This is a genomic window from Thalassospira xianhensis MCCC 1A02616 (genome assembly GCF_003326475.1).
GTDB classification, from domain to species: domain Bacteria; phylum Pseudomonadota; class Alphaproteobacteria; order Rhodospirillales; family Thalassospiraceae; genus Thalassospira; species Thalassospira xianhensis.
In genome coordinates this window covers 149839-166190 of the sequence record NZ_JPWA01000007.1, presented here as the reverse complement: position 1 = coordinate 166190, position 16352 = coordinate 149839, and the positions used below count along the sequence as shown (strand labels likewise).

Sequence of the window (16352 nt, the reverse complement as noted above, 5' to 3'; positions counted from 1 at the left end):
CGCAGGTTCGAGTCCTGCTGCCGGAGCCAATTAAAAGGGACCGAACAATTTGTTCGGTCCCTTTTTCTTTTGATATTGTTTCACCTGCCCCAGAAACCGGACTGATCAACCATGAAAACAGCTAAAATCGAATTGAAACAAGTGAAGCTTGGCACGCTGGCCGGTGCAACGGATGGCTGGATGATCGTCGGCGAAGATGAGGTCATTCATGGCCTTGTGCACCGGATTGATGGTGATCTGTTTACGATTTCATCCACAACAGATGAACGTATTCAGGCGTTTGGTTGGTGCCCGATGTTTGACAGCCTGGCCCATGTTCAAAACGATCTTGAAGTTGCGCTGGCGATGCAAAGTGCCGGCGAAGTTGAGGAATGGATAGAACAGTCCGATCGCTTTGATGACGAAGGCCATCACGGGCATCTTCACTGACGATTACGGCCGTGCCGGACGCCTTACGACCCGAACCTTGCCGCTGGGACCACCTCCACAGAAAAACCGTGCAGCACCGTCGCTTTCCAAACCGGAAACACCGACACCGGCTGGCATTGTCAATCGATCCAGAACCATGCCGGTTTGGGGGTTGATCCGGCGAACATCGCTTTCATCACCTTCCCATGTTCCGTGCCAAAGCTCGTTATCGATCCAGGTAACACCGGTGACAAAACGATCAGATTCTATCGTGCGCAGGACTTCGCCCGTTTGTGGATCGACCTGATGGATTTTCCGGTTGCGATGCTGGCCCACCCAAAGACTGCCTTCTGCCCAAGCCATGCCGGAATTGCCACCCTCGGGTGCAGGAATGGAATCCAGAACATGACCGCTTTCCGGGTCGATTTTGTATATGTGATCCTCGGCTATCTGAAAAATGTGAGTGCCATCAAAGGCCGTACCAGCATCGGCAGCGGCTTCAATCATGCGTATCGGGGTTCCGTTTTCGGCGTCAATCGCATGGATAGTCTCGCCCGCTGCTATCCACACATGACGTCCATCATATGTTACGCCATGCACCTGATCGATACCCGGGAAAGGCCCATATTCTGCAAGAATTTCAGCTTTTAGATCGGCCATTTTCTAGCCCTTTCTATGATTGCGTTTCGCTTATGCAAGACACAGGCTATTCAACGGGAAGTCGACCCGGGAGTAACAATGTTGTCGTGAAACCAGGTGGCGGTGGTGACGTCCATCGCCGTGCACGGCCGCGGCCAATCGTTTGAACTTTGTCGGCGCGCGCCAATTCTTCAAGTGCCCTTTGCACGGTCCGCGCACTGGTATCAAGCGCGATCGCCAATGCCGAACTCGACCATGCTTCGCCATCGGCCAAAAGCGCAAGAATATTCGCGTTTTTATCCTCCATCGGAGGAAGCAGAACCATTACGGACTGATCTTTTCCGACAGATTTGGGCTTCAGGATAAAACCGGAATCCGTTGCGGTAATATTTGCAAAGATTCGGATCAGTTTGCGCAATCGCCCGATTTCAACCCGCAATCGGGAACGATGCGTTTCATCGACATACCGGGCACCAAATGCCCCGGATAAAAGAGAATCTCTAGGAATATCTTTCGGCCAGCTTTCGCCAAGAATACGTAGAAGGTTAAAAAGCACCGGTCGGGTTGAAAGTGAAATCGCCTCCCGCCCCTGACGAACGGTATATCGGCACGCATCAATAACAAGCATGTCCGATTCCATCAGGTCTTCGACTTCCTGAAGAATGACAAGCCGCTCCTCGCCATTGGCAATCAGCCGCGCTGCAGGCGCATTCAAAGTTACATATGCTTTTTCAGTTTCTGCGATCAGAACCGGCAGGTTTCCCACCTGCGCCAAATGATTTGCCCGTTCAAGGACCACGCGTGCCGCCCCGGCCTGAAGACGCCGCACAGCGATCCCAAAAAGGATCATTTCATGAGAAATCTGCAGAATCGGCGGCAAAATGTCCGGATTGATTTCGCCGAGCATCTGTTCAGCCTGCTCAAGCTGTCCTGTCAGTAAAACATGTCTGATTTCAAGCTGTCTTGCATGAGCGGCATTCACATGATCGCCACGCTGTTCAAGAGCCTGTCGTGCGCCATCAAGAGCCTTTTCAGCCCATCCCAGATCACGAGACACCAGTGCAATTTCCGCTTCGGCAACAACGCAACGCGCACATGCCACTGGTTCCGACGCACCAAAACCGCGCGCAGCCCGTTTCAGAAGCGCTCTGGCCCGATCAAAATCTTCCAACTGGGCCAAGGCAATACCGCGCAGTGCCAGTGCTGGCGGATCATCCCGCAGACCGACGAATTTCAACGCGCCAAGCGGATCACCGGCTGACAAGGCTCGCGCGGCAGCTGTGATCAGGGAATCCATTATCGCCATTCAGGCATCCCAAATTGCGTCACGTTTGTTACTCCCCGGTTGAACGCCCCTTCGCCTAACCTTTGCCTATCGTCAACCGAAAGATAGGAAAACAGAAATGACGAATGCCAAAATGATCTCCAAACCTAACATGGAAACCCATCGTATCGTCAGCCGCAATGAATGGTTATCCGAACGCAAGGCACTTCTCGCCCGAGAGAAGGAACTGACCTGTCTTGGCGATGAAATCGCCGCCGCCCGCCGCGAACTCGCCTATGTCCGTATCGACAAAAACTATGTGTTCGATACGCTTGATGGAAAACGGTCTCTTGCTGCCCTGTTTGACGGTCACAGCCAGCTGCTTGTCCAGCATTTCATGTTCGGACCCGACTGGGAGCAAGGCTGCCCAAGCTGTTCGTTCATGGCCGATCATGTGGACGGTATCACGATCCATATGGCGCAGCGCGACGTCACTTTCACCGCCGTTTCACGTGCGCCATTTGCAAATATTGAACGCTTTCGCGCGCGGATGGGCTGGAAATTCAACTGGGTCTCTTCCCATGAAAGTGACTTCAACTATGACTTCCACGTCAGTTTCACTCCCGAAGAAACAGCCAAAGGTGAAATTCACTACAACTACGGAAAATGGCCATATGCCTTCGAAGAATGGCCGGGGCTAAGTGCCTTCATCAAAAATGACCGTGGCGAGGTTTTTCATACCTACTCGACCTATGGCCGTGGGGTCGACGCCATGATGGGCACATACAGACTGCTTGATCTTATGCCCAAGGGTCGGGACGAAAGAGATGTCCCGAACAAAATGGAATGGGTGCGGCACCATGATCTGTATGAAACGACAGCAATGAAAACCGAAACTGAAACCGGTTCGGTCGAAGGCCTGTTCGACAGCGTCAAGAAAACCGCATGCCACTAGGCCCATCAGGCAGGAGATACAAAATGGGCAAACTGCATCGCCAAAGCAGATATATTGGCGGCATGGCTTCGGAGGATGGTGGATATACCGCCATCCTTCGGATGCTTCGATGGTTTCCATTTGCCGCATCCCCGGTCTTTGCGCTCATGGCACTTGCCACCGGTTCAGATGCCGGCAGGTCGAATATTATTTGCCTGACGACGGACGATACATCGTACTTTAACGACATGGTTGTGATGTATCTGCTCATGAGCTTTTTTCACCTGCCACCGTGGCTGAAGGTCCTATCCGGTGGCACACAGTATCGGCCGGGAAACACATGATCGCTTCGATAGGAACAGGGTGTGACACTCCTGTAAAATCTTCGGATCATCAGTGCTTTATTGACTCATAACAAATCAATATACTGGTCACCGTAATACGATCTCGCACGTGCACATATGCCGCCCACCGGGTGGCTTGATGCCAAACCAATTTTATCCGGGCAGCCGTCATGTCAACAGGACGCGCAGCCAAAAGGCAAAGCGGGAATTCGGTGATGAGTACCATTAATCTCGACCATCTTTTCAAACCCAAGTCTGTCGCAGTCATTGGCGCGTCCAACCGGCCCCATTCCGTGGGTCAGGTGATCATGCGCAATCTGCTCGCAGGCGGGTTTGACGGCCCGATCATGCCGGTTAATCCGCGCAGCCAGTCGATTGGCGGTGTTCTGGCCTACCCAGATGTTGAAAGCCTGCCGGTCGTTCCCGAACTTGCCGTTATCTGCGTGCCGCCCAAGGCCGTTGTGCCCACCATGGAATGCCTTTCGGCCAAAGGATGTATGGCAGCCATCGTTCTGACAGCTGGCCTTGGCGCCGAACAGTATGACGAAACCCGCAGCATCAAACAGGCGATGCTTGAGATTGCCGCGCGTAACAAGATGCGCCTATTGGGTCCGAACTGCCTTGGCCTGATGGTGCCGGGCATCGGGCTTAACGCCAGTTTCAGCCATCAAAGCATCGGCAGTGGCAAAATCGCATTTGTGTCGCAGTCGGGCGCGCTTTGCACTGCCGTTCTCGATTGGGCAGCAGCACGCGGCATAGGATTTTCGCATTTCATATCGTTAGGCGAATGCGATGATGTCGATTTCGGTGATGTGATCGACTATCTGGGTTCTGATCCTAACACGCGTGCGATCATGCTTTACATCGAATCCATTCAGGAACGCCGCGGATTTATTTCCGCCGCCCGCGCCGCATCGCGCAACAAGCCGATCCTGTGTATCAAGTCTGGCCGCTTTGCCGAAGGTGCCGCCGCCGCTGCTTCTCACACCGGCGCGCTAGCGGGTGCCGATGACGTGTTTGATGCGGCAATCAAACGTGCGGGCGTTTTGCGGGTCTACACGGTAACCGAAATGTTTTCAGCCGCAGAAACCCTGTCACGCATGCGCCCCTTCCGGGGTGACAAACTTGGCATTATCACCAATGGGGGCGGCATTGGCGTTTTGGCCGTTGACGCCCTGATCGAACGGCACGGGCAACTTGCAAAACTGGAAGACAGCACCATCGACGCACTCAGCAGTGTTTTGCCTTCGACCTGGTCGCATGCGAACCCCGTCGACATTATCGGGGATGCCCCGGGCGAAAGATATGCAAAGTCGATTGATGCCGTTCTGAAAGACCCCAATATCGACAGCCTCCTTGTCATGCACGCGCCGACCGCCATCACCGATCCGGTTGAAGTTGCCCAAGGTGTGATTAATGCCATCAAGGACAGCCGCAAGAACATCCTGACCAACTGGGTTGGCGAGGCAACGGTTTCCAAGGCACGCAACCTGTTTTATGCCGCCGGGATTCCGACCTATCGCACACCTGAAAATGCGGTCGCGGCCTTTCAGCATATGGTGAATTACCGCAAATTGCAGGAAGTCCTGATGGAAACGCCCCCGTCAGTACCACAGGATTTCACCCCCGAAACAGACAAGGCGCGCCAGATCATCCACACAGCCATCCATTCGGGGCGTGATATGCTGACCGAGCCGGAAGCAAAGGCGGTCCTGGAGTGCTACGGCATCAATACGGTCAAAACCGTAGCAGCAGAATCGCTTGATGACGCCGTCGAAACGGCCGATGCCATCGGCTATCCTGTCGCACTTAAAATCCTGTCGGATGATATCAGTCACAAATCCGACGTTGGCGGTGTGGTTCTTAATATCGATAGTGACGAGGAACTACGTGCCGCAGGTAACAAGATGCTGCGGACCGTCAAGCAGAAATTCCCAGATGCGCGGGTGCGTGGCTTTACCGTGCAGGAAATGATCAAGCGGGCAGGCGCGCGTGAATTGATTGTTGGCATGACCACCGACCCGATTTTTGGCCCGGTGATCCTGTTTGGCCATGGCGGGGTCGAGGTCGAAGTGGTCAGAGACCGGGCCATGGCCCTGCCACCTCTAAACATGAAGCTGGCGCGCGAACTTGTTGAAGGTACGCGTATCTATAATCTGCTGCGCGGCTATCGCGATGTGCCGCCGGTCAATCTCGAACAGCTTTATGTCACGTTGGTACGGTTGTCGCAGTTGGTTGTACATCTGGGTGAAGTCCTTGAACTTGATATGAACCCGCTCCTTATTGATCAGACCGGTGTGATCGCCTTGGATGCAAGGATCAAGGTGACACCGAAAGTGGTTGGCGATGATCAGCGTCTGGCGATCCATCCCTACCCGCGTCATCTGAAACAGGAACTGATTCTGGATGACGGAACGAAATATCTGCTGCGTCCAATCAAGCCCGAGGACGAGCCGAAGCACTATGAATTCATGTCCAAACTGACACCGGAAGATATTCATTTCCGGTTCTTTGGATCCGTTCGTGAATTGCCGCATTCGGAAATGGCCCGCCAGACACAGCTTGACTACGACCGGGACATGGCATTCCTTGCCATCGTGCCGGATGGTTCGGAAGAAGGCGAAATCCACGGTATTGTTCAGGTCGTGATCGATCCCAACAATGAACATGCCGAATATGCAATCATGGTGCGCTCGGACATCAAGGGACGCGGCCTTGGTCGTGTGCTGATGGAAAAGATGATCGAATATTGCCGACAAAAAGGAACTGGGACCTTTATCGGGCAGGTCTTACCAGATAACCGCCGGATGCTGACGCTTTGTGAAAAACTGGGCTTCTCGCGCAAATATCTTGCCGACGAGGAAGTGTTTGAGGTTACCCTGCCCTTGCAACGCGACGTTGCCTGAAATTGGTTTGATCCATCATGAAAAAAGCCCGGTCATATTGGCCGGGCTTTTGTTTAATCGGGCATTATCAACAGATCACGCGGTTTCAGACATCAATTTGGCTTTGATATTTGTCAATGCCTTTTCCGGGTCGATCCCCTTCTCGCGCAAGGCGTCGGCGGCTTCGCTTTCAATTTTACGAAGTTCGCCCAAGGTTGTCTGAACGTCTTCAAGCTGCTGTTCCAGCTCGGAAATACGACGACGCCCCACCAGCATCAGATGCGCAAGCTGATCGGCACCCGACCGTTCGGCGTCGTATAGATCAATATATTCCTTGATGTCTTCAAGCGAGAAACCAAGACGCTTGCCACGCAGCACCAGCATAAGGCGCGCACGATCACGATAGTTATATACGCGCGTCGCACCTGCCCGCTGCGGCGACAGAAGACTTTTGGTTTCATAAAACCGGATGGCGCGTGGCGTGATATCAAACTCTTCGGCAAGCTCGGTAATGCTGTACAGCTTATCGTTCATGTTTTTTCTTATTGAATGAATGCAATGGTGCAGCATCGCAACATTGGGACTTACAAGTCAATATATTTACGCTTACGTCACTTCGCTGCAAACCTTCCCACAGGTTACGACAACGTCGTCAGGTTACCTGATCTCCTGTGTCTGAATTATTTTCATCAACCTTGGCACGGACATATTCCAAATCAACCGGCACATATTCCGGTCCGTTAACCAGCCTTTTGCCGGTTAACGCCCCTGGCCAGCTTTTGGGGTCGGATTTCCAGACAGTGCCGTCTGGCATTGGAACTTCAAGTGCGTCGTCATATCCTTCGGCATGATCTGAAACCAGTTCCAGATCACCGCAAATGCCCGCCTTGAATATCGGCTCCAAAGCCGGGCGCGGATTACACAGCACGCCGGGCCAAGCATCGAATATCGCCGGATAGGTCGCATGATTGCATAAATCACCGGAAAACATCACGCTGCGATCTTCTCCAAGATCAAGTTCATCGGTCGGACCAAACAATGTCTGATCGATTGACATCAGATTGACCGGCAATGTCGCCGGATCGGCATAACCTATAGCATTGCGACGGTTCTGCCACATTCTGGTCGCGCCCTTTTTGACGTATTTCTGGCGTAGGAAGAAGCTGTTGTGGAAGCATTCAAATGGCAGGTTTGGCTGCGCATGGCTTGCCTTGCCTAATTTGAAAACGGCACCACCATTATTTTCGTCACCTTCCGGCCCCGGGCGGCTGTCGAACCAGCCGCGGTTACCAAAATAATACCAATACCCGCCAGCCAGATTATCCTGCGAAAACAGCTTGTGACAGTTATAGAACTGGTTGTAGGCCACCCACCAGCCCACGGCAGTTGCTTCGGGTTCGACCGGGTTATCACGCACGAAACTGAACCGGTTATCGATGATCCGCACATTGCGGTTAAAACTGCCAATCGGTTTTTGCAGATTGGCCACTGATACATCCATCCGGACCGCATTATAGCAATGTCGAATGTCATTCTGACGGATCAGGATATCGCCCGCAATGTCATCCGCGCCAAAGAATGCGCCGTTCAGATATCGATATGGTGCCTCCTTGCCCGGCGTTATTTCACCGTCATGGATCATCGCCCAGTCAAGGTAACGCCAGATCACGTCATCCTGAATCCAGTCGCAATTTTCGATGGTGATGCGTGATGTATGCTCGCCCGTTGCATAAAAGGCATATGTTCCACCACGGATCTGCATATTTTTGAATGTCAGGTCGTTGCTGTCGCGGATATATACCGCACTTGGCCATGCGCGTTCGATACGGATGTTATCTAGGCGGATATGGCGCTTTCCGATGATACGGAACGCCGCATATCTGGCACATCCGGGATCAGTTGCCGAAACTTCCGGATCAGGCGGACGACGACCATCAAGAATGGCGCCATATTCGCCACGAATAATAATTGGTTGATCTTCAAGACCGCTGATCGGGATGTCTACCGGTTCAGGCAGAAAGTAATTCCCCGGCATCAAACGGATCAGATCACCGGGCGCGCACTTGGCCACCGCATTATGAAGCGTTGCGGTTTCTCGCCATGCAGAATCCACCCAATGGCGCCCACCATCGGGCGTAACATAAACCATCCTGAGCATCTCGTGTTCCCCTTGTACCCCGAATTCCCCGATAAACTTTTTAATGCCGGGCTTGTGTTTTTTAGAGGTCACACCATATGTGTCGCAGCTTTATCGCTTGTCGGACCATTATGAACCAGCCACTCAGCCAAGCCGCAAAGGCAGCAGGTCATCCTGATCGCAATCGGCCCCCTTCGGACCTGCTGCGAAGTGTTGCCTTTTGCCTGATCGCCTGCGCGCTTGTTCTGTTTGGTGGTGGGACGTCCATAACTACCACTCCGGTCTTCGACGGAACAACTTTCCCCCATCCGTTTAATACCGTCAATCACGATAGCGGCCCGGCGCAGGCACTCCTTCCTGCGACACCGGATCGTGCCATCGCAGGCAACCGCCAAACCCCGAATGACATCCCTGCCCATCAGCCAACTTTCCCTGATAATGCTGCAATTGTACCGTCGGTCACATCGCATGCAGCCACCCAATCGGCGAAACGCCTCTTTGAGGCAGGTACGATCACGGTATTTGGCGCAGAAATTCTTCCCGTTTCTCCGCGTGCACCGCCTTTTGAGGCCTGATTTTCATGATTTAAAACCACGGCCCGATATGCGCCGTGTTTCCAGAAATATCAGGTGACAGCATCGCCGGGCATCAAACTGGCTCGGCCCGATTGCTGTGCGGAGTTCATTGTCATGCGTACATCAAGATGGCGCGTGGTTGTCTATGCCCTTGTCCTTCTGACAGGCTTCCTGACAGCCCTGCCAAACCTTTTCACCCCGGCCCAGCTTGCCAACTGGCCATCATTTTTACCAACCCGACAGGTTGCCCTTGGACTTGATCTCAGAGGAGGATCACACCTTATTTTGGAAATCGATACCGCAGCGATGATTGCCGAACAGCTTGAAATCGCGCGTGATGATGTGACAACGGCCCTTCGCACAGCCCACATAGCGACTGACAACATTCAGATCAGCAATGATCAGGTGATTGTGACCCTGCCCGACGCCAAGGATCACGACGCTGCCCTTGATGCCCTCAAAGACCTTGTCAATGCGCAGGTCGAAACACCGCGACACGGATCGACAGCGGAATTTGTGATTACAACACCGCTCGATAACAGCATTCATATCGCGCTTAGCGATCAAGGTATTCGCAACCGGGTTGATGCCAGCGCCCAGCAAAGTCTTGAGATCATTCGAAGCCGTATCGATCAGATCGGTGTCTCAGAACCTACCATTCAGAGGATTGGCAGCGATCGCGTCTTGGTGCAGCTACCGGGTATTCAGGACCCGTCACAGGTTCGAAAACTTCTGGGAAGCACGGCAAAACTTGGTTTCTATATCCTGGTCGATCAGAACGGAGCAGACAGGCGCGACAGCAATGTCCTTACGGTGAAAGACAAGGATGGGCAAAGCTATCACCTGCGCCGGCCCCCGGCACTTTCGGGGGATCATCTGACAGATGCACATGCCGGTTTTGATCCGCAAAGCCATCAGCCGGTCGTCAATTTCCGTTTTGATAGGGTCGGCGCGGCAAAGTTCGCCGATATCACCCGAGCTAATCTTGGAAAACCCTTTGCCATTGTTCTGGATAACGAAGTCCTCAGCGCACCAGTCATCCGGGAGGCGATAACGGGGGGCTCCGGTCAAATCAGCGGCAGCTTTACTGTAGGCGAAACAGTAACGCTTTCAGCCCTGTTGCGCGCCGGGTCCCTTCCTGCCCCAATGACCGTGATCGAAGAAAGAACCGTCGGCCCAGACCTTGGTGCCGATGCAATCGAAATGGGCATTTATACCGGCCTGATCGGGTTGACTCTTGTGACCGGGTTGATGTTTTTCCTTTATGGACGCTGGGGTCTTATTGCCAACCTGGCATTGGGACTTAACGTCATGCTTACATTTGGTGCCCTTGGTCTTATGGGGGCGACGCTTACCCTTCCTGGTATCGCCGGGATTGTTCTGGGGATCGGGCTTGCTGTTGATGCCAACGTCTTGATCAACGAACGTATCCGTGAGGAGACGAAACGGGGGCTTTCGGCCTTCATGGCGCTCGATTCCGGGTTCAAGCGTGCCTATGCCACGATTGTTGATTCAAACATCACAACCCTTATCGCCACCGCCCTTCTCTTTGAATTCGGATCAGGGCCGGTGCGTGGCTTTGCCATCACGATGGGTCTTGGCATCCTGATTTCGATGTTTACCGCGGTTGCAGTTGTTCGGGTCATCATGACCGAAATCGTCTGGCGCACCCGGATGAAAAAGCTCGTTATTGAACCGCTTTGTCGTTTCATGCCCGAAAAAACCAGCATTTCCTTCATGCGGGCACGTTTTCTCGGCATTGGCATGTCACTTTTGCTATCTGCTATTTCAATCGGATTGTTCTTTAAACCCGGTCTTGATTACGGCGTTGATTTCAAAGGTGGCATTCAGATCGAAGTTGCTGGTGGCACTGGGAATGATGGTTACAGTCCGCTTGATCTTGGAACATTGCGACAGGAACTTTCGACATTGGGACTTGGCGATATCAGCCTTCAGGATATCGGCAAGGATGGACATATCCTGATCCGGGTTGAACGTCAGCCGGGTGGTGAACAGGCACAGACAACAGCCGTCGAAACCGTAAAGAAGGCCGTACAATCGATTGACCCAGCAGCAGATTTTGAACGCACCGAAGTCGTCGGCCCCAAAGTCAGCGGTGAACTGGCCCAGTCCGGTGTCAGTGCCGTCCTCTTGGCAAGCCTAGCAATGCTGGCATATATCTGGTGGCGTTTCGAATGGCCATTTGCCGTTGGCGCAATTTTGACACTGATCCTTGATGTGACCAAAACCATCGGCTTTTTCGCGATCATGGGGCTCGACTTCAATCTGACCGCCATTGCCGCCTTGCTGACCCTGATCGGCTATTCGGTCAATGACAAAGTGGTGGTTTATGACCGGATGCGCGAAAATCTGCGGCTTTATCGAAAAATGCCGATGCGTGAAATCATCGACATGTCGATCAATCAGTCACTTGCCCGCTGTCTATTCACATCGCTTACAACCCTGTTTGCGATGGTGCCTATGGCAATCTGGGGTGGGTCTGCCGTTGAGAGCTTTGCCGTCCCAATGGTGTTCGGTGTTGTGATCGCCACGACATCTTCGATCTATATCGCGGCACCCATTCTGCTGTTCCTTGACACATGGCGACAGAAACAACGCCAGAAGCATATGGGATTGGCATCAGAAACCAACGACGAGCCAATGATTGAGGCATCCAGCTAGCAATAGTATCTGGCGATATCGAAACCGGCTTTCATCGCCGGTTTCGATACACCTCCGAGAATCATACGTTTAATAATATTTTATGAAATATTTTATTTCAATGGATTGACCCAGCAAATCGGTCACCATAGGTTAAAGCGTCATTTCAGTTTCACAGGACGAAAAGATGTCGATTTCTTTCCGGTTTGTCATGACCGCGGGCTTCTCATTCGGGTTGCTGATCAGTGCACAACATGATGCTCAGGCCCACTTCCAGAAGATGATTCCGTCAACCAACGTGGTCACACAGGAAACCGGTCGAAATGTTGACATCGATCTGACCTTTACCCATCCGATGACAAATGGTCCGGCAATGGAAATGGCCCGGCCGGTTCGATTTGGCATCCAGACTAATGGCAAGAAAACCGATCTTGACGACAATCTGGTGGAAAAGACAGTTGACGGCAAAGCAGCCTTCGACGCCACAATCAGCATTGATCGCCCCGGCGGGTATGCGCTGTATGTCGAGCCGGCTCCATATTTCGAACCGTCCGAGGGCAAATACATCATCCAATATACCAAAACGATCATTGATGCGTTTGATGCAGGTGAAGAATGGGATCAGATGGTCGGCTTCCCAGTCGAGATCGAGCCCCTGACCCGCCCCTATGGCATCTGGACCGGTAATGTGTTTAGCGGGATCGTTCGGCACAATGGTGAACCGGTACCGTTTGCCGAGGTCGAGATCGAGTATGCCAATGACGGTAGTATCACGTTGCCGAATGACAGTTTTTCAACACAGGTCATCAAGGCTGACGGCAATGGTGTTTTCACCTATGCCATGCCACGTGATGGATGGTGGGCGTTTGCCGCCTTGGTCGAAGATGGCACGATGGCGGCTCCCGGATCGGATGATCAGGTTCCGGTCGAACGTGGCGGAGTCATCTGGGTCAAAACCAACGCGATGGACTGATGTTCGTAACGATATGCCAGCTCCGTCATACTTATTTCTAAAAAATATGAAACCTGCTTGACTTCGCGACTGCGAAATCGCTACGCTTTTCAGGCAGGTTTCATCGCCTGTCTGCCCCACCGGAATAAAATCAATGCGCCGTTTCATCCGTTTACAGGCCTACTTGTAAGCTGATGGATTACAAATGCGCTTTACAGGGATTTGACCATGCACATCGTCGACGGAGCCCTATCGACTGAAGTCGTTGTCGCTGGCGCGGTTTTGGCTGTTGCCGGTATCAGTTACGGGCTTCGCAAAATCGATATTGATGCGATGCCACGTGTGGCGATGATGAGTGCGGTTTTCTTTGTTGCCTCCTTGATCCATGTTCCTGTCGGACCAAGCAGTGCGCATTTGATCGTCAATGGCCTGGCGGGTTTGATGCTAGGTTGGGCTGTTTTCCCGGCGATATTCATCGGCCTGTTATTGCAAGCGGTTTTCTTTGGTTTCGGCGGCATCACCGTTCTCGGTGTCAATACAATCAATATCGCCCTGCCCGCCGTTTTGATGTGGTGGCTCGTTTCACCGTTTCTGGCACGTGCTGAAGGTAAATCGGTTCTGCTGGCGGGTTTTGTTGCCGGGTCTGGTGCCATTGCCCTTTCAAGCATGATGGTCGGCCTGTCACTGGCAGCCAGCGGACAGGAATTTGTTCCGACGGCAAAACTTGTCGTCATGAGCCACATACCGCTCATGGTGGTTGAAGGTGCCCTGACAGCAGCAACTGTCCATCTTGTCAAAAAAGTCCGTCCGGTCATGCTGGCACCCGTCGGTTCACTTCGAAGTGCTGCCTGATCGATGCCGCGATTTCCCACATTATATGGAATTGTCGTTCTGATCGGCACGCTGTTTACATGCGTCAGTGCCCAGGCACACAGCCTGCATGTTTTTGCAATGGGAAATGGCGACGTCATTGACGGCTATGCCTATTTCGGGGGTGGTGCCCGACCGCATGATGCGGAAATCCATCTTCTTGATGATACAGGCCACATTATCTTTGCCGGAAAGACTGACGATCAGGGTGAATTCAAACTTCGCGTCAGTCACCAGCAGGATTACGTCATCGAAGCCAATTCCGGTGACGGCCATATCGCAAGCTTCACAATCAATGGTGATGAGCTTTCGGATCAATTGCCGTCCGGTGGCGAAGGCATCAATGTCGACGTCAGCCAGATTGACACGACGTCAGCCTTCCAAAGCGGAAAAACACCTAGCCCATCGACAACCATCGCTGTGGATCACTCAAACGCGATGATCTCCCTTTCAAGGGACGAGTTGGACAGCCTGATTGACGCTGCTGTATCCCGTCATATCCGGCCCTTGCGCGAACAGATGGTTGCCTACGAAGACAAAGTCCGATTTTCCGATCTTCTAGGTGGTATCGGTGTAATCGTCGGAATATTCGGGGCCTTTGCATGGTTTCAGGCCGGAAAATCACGCCCCCGTCAGCAGAATAAAAAGCCATGATCGGGGCAACAACTGTCCTTATGCCATCGCGATCTAATTCGGTTCTGTCACGGATTGATCCACGATTTCGTATACTTGCTGCTCTCACGCTGATTATAACTGCTGTGAGTTTTTCAAGCTGGCAACCATTGGCAATGCTGGTTCTGACCGCTGTAATCTTTACAGGTTTTGCCAAACCCGACTGGCCCAGAACGCTTAAAATGGTTTTGGCCATGGATGGTTTCATCCTCGTGATGCTACTCATGCTACCCTTTACCGTTCCCGGCCAGGTGATGTTCACCTTCTGGGGTTTTGACGCCAGTTATCAGGGGCTGTTTCAGGCTGTGCTGATAGCGCTAAAAGCAAATGCCGCGATCCTTGTTCTGATTGCACTGGTGGGCGGAATGGATGCAATCCTTCTGGGGCGGGGTTTGCAGGGGATATACGTTCCGGCAAAGCTGGTGACGCTTTTCATGTTTACCATTCGCTATATCGATCTTTTGCGGCGAGAATATCTGCGCCTGCGTGTTGCCATGCGGGCACGCGCCTTTGTCGCGCGTAACAATCGTCATAGCTGGCGCAGTTTTGGATATTTACTTGGGATGCTGCTGGTGCGCAGCCATGATCGTTCAGAACGCATTCTTTGGGCGATGAAATGTCGTGCCTATCACGGTCATATGCATTTCGGCTCCCTGCCCCGGTTCAGTCCTCAGGATTATCTGTTTGCCAGTGCCCTCATCCTTTTCACCGCTGCCCTGATCGGGTTGGAGGTCGCATGTCCGCCGCTGATCTGATCACAGTCAAAAACCTGCATTTCACCTTCCCCACCGGGCGCAAGGTCTTGAATGGTGTGGACCTGTACCTGCGAAGCGGTGAAAGATTGGCCCTGATGGGGGCGAATGGCGCAGGAAAAAGCAGCCTGTTGCATTGTCTGATGGGTTTGGTCACAGCAGAGAATGGCGAGATCGCCATTCTTGGGTCAAGATGCGAAACAGAATCAGAATTTCGCGCCATTCGCGGCCGGGTTGGATTGCTGTTTCAAGATTCCGATGATCAGCTTTTCTGCCCGACCGTTCTTGAAGACGTAATGTTTGGGCCGCTCAATCTTGGCCAATCGCGAGATGATGCTCGAAAGGTCGCACTGAAAACGCTATCTGATCTGGGGCTGGACGGATTTGAAAACCGGATCACCTATCAGCTTTCCGGTGGTGAAAAACGGCTGGTCGCACTTGCAACCGTATTGTCGATGTCACCCGAAATTCTGCTGCTTGATGAACCAACCAACGGGCTTGATGCCGATGTTGAAAAACGTCTGATTGAAATTCTGCGGTCCCTGCCACAGGCGATGCTGATTATTTCACATGACCGGCAGTTTCTTGAGCAGGTCGCAACGCGTTCAGTCCGACTTCAGGACGGCATCATATCCCAAGCCTGACTTGCTGGCACCTGCGTGCTCGCCTATGCTGCCGCAACATCAAAAAACGGGAAACGCTCCATGAAACCTGAATCCATCCTCGTCTTTTGGTTCAAGGAACTAGAACCCAAACAATGGTTTGAAAAAGATATCACGCTTGATCGTCATATCACTGAACGCTTTGCCGATTTTCATGCTGCCGCGGCAGCCGGGGAGCTATATGGCTGGCGAAAAAACGCACATGGCCGACTGGCAGAAATCATCATTCTGGATCAGTTTTCACGCAATATCTATCGCGACAAACCCGGTGCGTTTGCCTGCGATACGATGGCACTTGTTCTGGCCCAGGAAGCCGTTGCCCAAGGGTTTGACGCGAAATTGACCAAACCTGCGGAAAAATGCTTCCTCTATATGCCTTATATGCATTCGGAATCAGAAGCGATCCACGAAGTTGCACTCAAGCTCTTTGACCAGCCGGGACTGGAAAACAATCATGACTATGAAATCAAGCACAAGCAGATCATTGATCGTTTCGGACGCTATCCCCATCGCAACGCGATCCTCGGTAGGGAATCCACCCCTGAAGAAACAGCGTTCCTGAAGGAACCCAATTCTTCGTTCTGAAAATAACAAAGG

Annotated in this window: 16 protein-coding genes; 12 read left to right on the top strand and 4 right to left on the bottom strand. The window is 52.6% G+C overall.

Features of this window, described 5'->3' with window-relative positions; translation table 11 throughout:
* Nucleotides 1-111 precede the first annotated feature (111 nt).
* Nucleotides 112-429 (top strand): hypothetical protein, encoded by a 318-nt coding sequence (locus TH5_RS08365; protein WP_114121455.1) that lies wholly within the window; start codon nt 112-114, stop codon nt 427-429.
* A gap of 3 nt (nt 430-432) precedes the next feature.
* On the opposite strand, the gene TH5_RS08360 is transcribed toward TH5_RS08365, so the two are convergent.
* A complete protein-coding gene (locus TH5_RS08360; protein ID WP_114121454.1) occupies nt 433-1068 on the bottom strand; it encodes an NHL repeat-containing protein in 636 nt (211 codons plus the stop codon).
* A gap of 46 nt (nt 1069-1114) precedes the next feature.
* Nucleotides 1115-2353, bottom strand: a complete 1239-nt coding sequence (locus TH5_RS08355) for a helix-turn-helix domain-containing protein (protein ID WP_244204858.1) — start codon at nt 2351-2353, stop codon at nt 1115-1117.
* Between the two features lie 97 nt (nt 2354-2450).
* Between TH5_RS08355 and TH5_RS08350 the strand changes: the two genes are divergently transcribed.
* From TH5_RS08350 to TH5_RS08340, 3 genes are all read left to right on the top strand, one after another.
* The gene (locus TH5_RS08350) at nt 2451-3266 is read left to right on the top strand and encodes a DUF899 domain-containing protein (protein WP_244204857.1); all 816 of its coding nucleotides are present in this window, start codon (nt 2451-2453) and stop codon (nt 3264-3266) included.
* Nucleotides 3267-3289: 23 nt separating this feature from the next.
* A complete protein-coding gene (locus TH5_RS08345; RefSeq protein WP_114121452.1) occupies nt 3290-3589 on the top strand; it encodes a hypothetical protein in 300 nt (99 codons plus the stop codon).
* Between the two features lie 215 nt (nt 3590-3804).
* Complete coding sequence (locus tag TH5_RS08340; protein WP_114121451.1) at nt 3805-6495, top strand: bifunctional acetate--CoA ligase family protein/GNAT family N-acetyltransferase; 2691 nt, start codon at nt 3805-3807, stop codon at nt 6493-6495.
* A gap of 75 nt (nt 6496-6570) precedes the next feature.
* Here TH5_RS08340 and TH5_RS08335 read toward each other — a convergent pair whose 3' ends face one another.
* Entirely contained in the window at nt 6571-7008 is a 438-nt protein-coding gene (locus TH5_RS08335) for a MerR family transcriptional regulator (protein ID WP_114121450.1), read from the bottom strand.
* 118 nt (nt 7009-7126) lie between these two features.
* Complete coding sequence (locus TH5_RS08330; RefSeq protein ID WP_114121449.1) at nt 7127-8632, bottom strand: right-handed parallel beta-helix repeat-containing protein; 1506 nt, start codon at nt 8630-8632, stop codon at nt 7127-7129.
* A gap of 110 nt (nt 8633-8742) precedes the next feature.
* Between TH5_RS08330 and TH5_RS08325 the strand changes: the two genes are divergently transcribed.
* The 8 genes from TH5_RS08325 to TH5_RS08290 all read left to right on the top strand — a co-directional run bounded on the left by TH5_RS08325 (nt 8743) and on the right by TH5_RS08290 (nt 16340).
* On the top strand, nt 8743-9186 hold the full coding sequence (locus TH5_RS08325; RefSeq protein WP_114121448.1) for a hypothetical protein: 444 nt from the start codon (nt 8743-8745) through the stop codon (nt 9184-9186).
* Nucleotides 9187-9300: 114 nt separating this feature from the next.
* On the top strand, nt 9301-11868 hold the full coding sequence (secD, locus tag TH5_RS08320; RefSeq protein WP_114121472.1) for a protein translocase subunit SecD: 2568 nt from the start codon (nt 9301-9303) through the stop codon (nt 11866-11868).
* Nucleotides 11869-12034: 166 nt separating this feature from the next.
* On the top strand, nt 12035-12820 hold the full coding sequence (locus TH5_RS08315) for a DUF4198 domain-containing protein (protein WP_114121447.1): 786 nt from the start codon (nt 12035-12037) through the stop codon (nt 12818-12820).
* A gap of 207 nt (nt 12821-13027) precedes the next feature.
* Nucleotides 13028-13651, top strand: a complete 624-nt coding sequence (cbiM, locus tag TH5_RS08310; RefSeq protein ID WP_114121446.1) for a cobalt transporter CbiM — start codon at nt 13028-13030, stop codon at nt 13649-13651.
* Between the two features lie 3 nt (nt 13652-13654).
* Complete coding sequence (locus TH5_RS08305; RefSeq protein ID WP_114121445.1) at nt 13655-14323, top strand: hypothetical protein; 669 nt, start codon at nt 13655-13657, stop codon at nt 14321-14323.
* On the top strand, nt 14320-15096 hold the full coding sequence (gene cbiQ / locus TH5_RS08300) for a cobalt ECF transporter T component CbiQ (protein ID WP_114121444.1): 777 nt from the start codon (nt 14320-14322) through the stop codon (nt 15094-15096). Before TH5_RS08305 ends, cbiQ begins: the two co-directional genes overlap by 4 nt.
* Nucleotides 15078-15737 carry an energy-coupling factor ABC transporter ATP-binding protein gene (locus TH5_RS08295; RefSeq protein WP_114121443.1) on the top strand — a complete coding sequence of 220 codons (660 nt, stop codon included), beginning with the start codon at nt 15078-15080 and terminating at the stop codon, nt 15735-15737. Before cbiQ ends, TH5_RS08295 begins: the two co-directional genes overlap by 19 nt.
* Before the next feature lie 60 nt (nt 15738-15797).
* Nucleotides 15798-16340, top strand: a complete 543-nt coding sequence (locus TH5_RS08290) for a DUF924 family protein (protein ID WP_114121442.1) — start codon at nt 15798-15800, stop codon at nt 16338-16340.
* Nucleotides 16341-16352 lie beyond the last annotated feature (12 nt).

What these genes read in the sequence shown, in the direction of transcription:
- TH5_RS08365 (WP_114121455.1), top strand. Translation starts at nt 112, where the DNA reads ATGAAAACAGCTAAAATCGAATTGAAACAAGTGAAGCTTGGCACGCTG.
- TH5_RS08360 (WP_114121454.1), bottom strand. Translation starts at nt 1,068, where the DNA reads ATGGCCGATCTAAAAGCTGAAATTCTTGCAGAATATGGGCCTTTCCCG.
- TH5_RS08355 (WP_244204858.1), bottom strand. Translation starts at nt 2,353, where the DNA reads ATGGCGATAATGGATTCCCTGATCACAGCTGCCGCGCGAGCCTTGTCA.
- TH5_RS08350 (WP_244204857.1), top strand. Translation starts at nt 2,451, where the DNA reads ATGACGAATGCCAAAATGATCTCCAAACCTAACATGGAAACCCATCGT.
- TH5_RS08345 (WP_114121452.1), top strand. Translation starts at nt 3,290, where the DNA reads ATGGGCAAACTGCATCGCCAAAGCAGATATATTGGCGGCATGGCTTCG.
- TH5_RS08340 (WP_114121451.1), top strand. Translation starts at nt 3,805, where the DNA reads ATGAGTACCATTAATCTCGACCATCTTTTCAAACCCAAGTCTGTCGCA.
- TH5_RS08335 (WP_114121450.1), bottom strand. Translation starts at nt 7,008, where the DNA reads ATGAACGATAAGCTGTACAGCATTACCGAGCTTGCCGAAGAGTTTGAT.
- TH5_RS08330 (WP_114121449.1), bottom strand. Translation starts at nt 8,632, where the DNA reads ATGCTCAGGATGGTTTATGTTACGCCCGATGGTGGGCGCCATTGGGTG.
- TH5_RS08325 (WP_114121448.1), top strand. Translation starts at nt 8,743, where the DNA reads ATGAACCAGCCACTCAGCCAAGCCGCAAAGGCAGCAGGTCATCCTGAT.
- secD (WP_114121472.1), top strand. Translation starts at nt 9,301, where the DNA reads ATGCGTACATCAAGATGGCGCGTGGTTGTCTATGCCCTTGTCCTTCTG.
- TH5_RS08315 (WP_114121447.1), top strand. Translation starts at nt 12,035, where the DNA reads ATGTCGATTTCTTTCCGGTTTGTCATGACCGCGGGCTTCTCATTCGGG.
- cbiM (WP_114121446.1), top strand. Translation starts at nt 13,028, where the DNA reads ATGCACATCGTCGACGGAGCCCTATCGACTGAAGTCGTTGTCGCTGGC.
- TH5_RS08305 (WP_114121445.1), top strand. Translation starts at nt 13,655, where the DNA reads ATGCCGCGATTTCCCACATTATATGGAATTGTCGTTCTGATCGGCACG.
- cbiQ (WP_114121444.1), top strand. Translation starts at nt 14,320, where the DNA reads ATGATCGGGGCAACAACTGTCCTTATGCCATCGCGATCTAATTCGGTT.
- TH5_RS08295 (WP_114121443.1), top strand. Translation starts at nt 15,078, where the DNA reads ATGTCCGCCGCTGATCTGATCACAGTCAAAAACCTGCATTTCACCTTC.
- TH5_RS08290 (WP_114121442.1), top strand. Translation starts at nt 15,798, where the DNA reads ATGAAACCTGAATCCATCCTCGTCTTTTGGTTCAAGGAACTAGAACCC.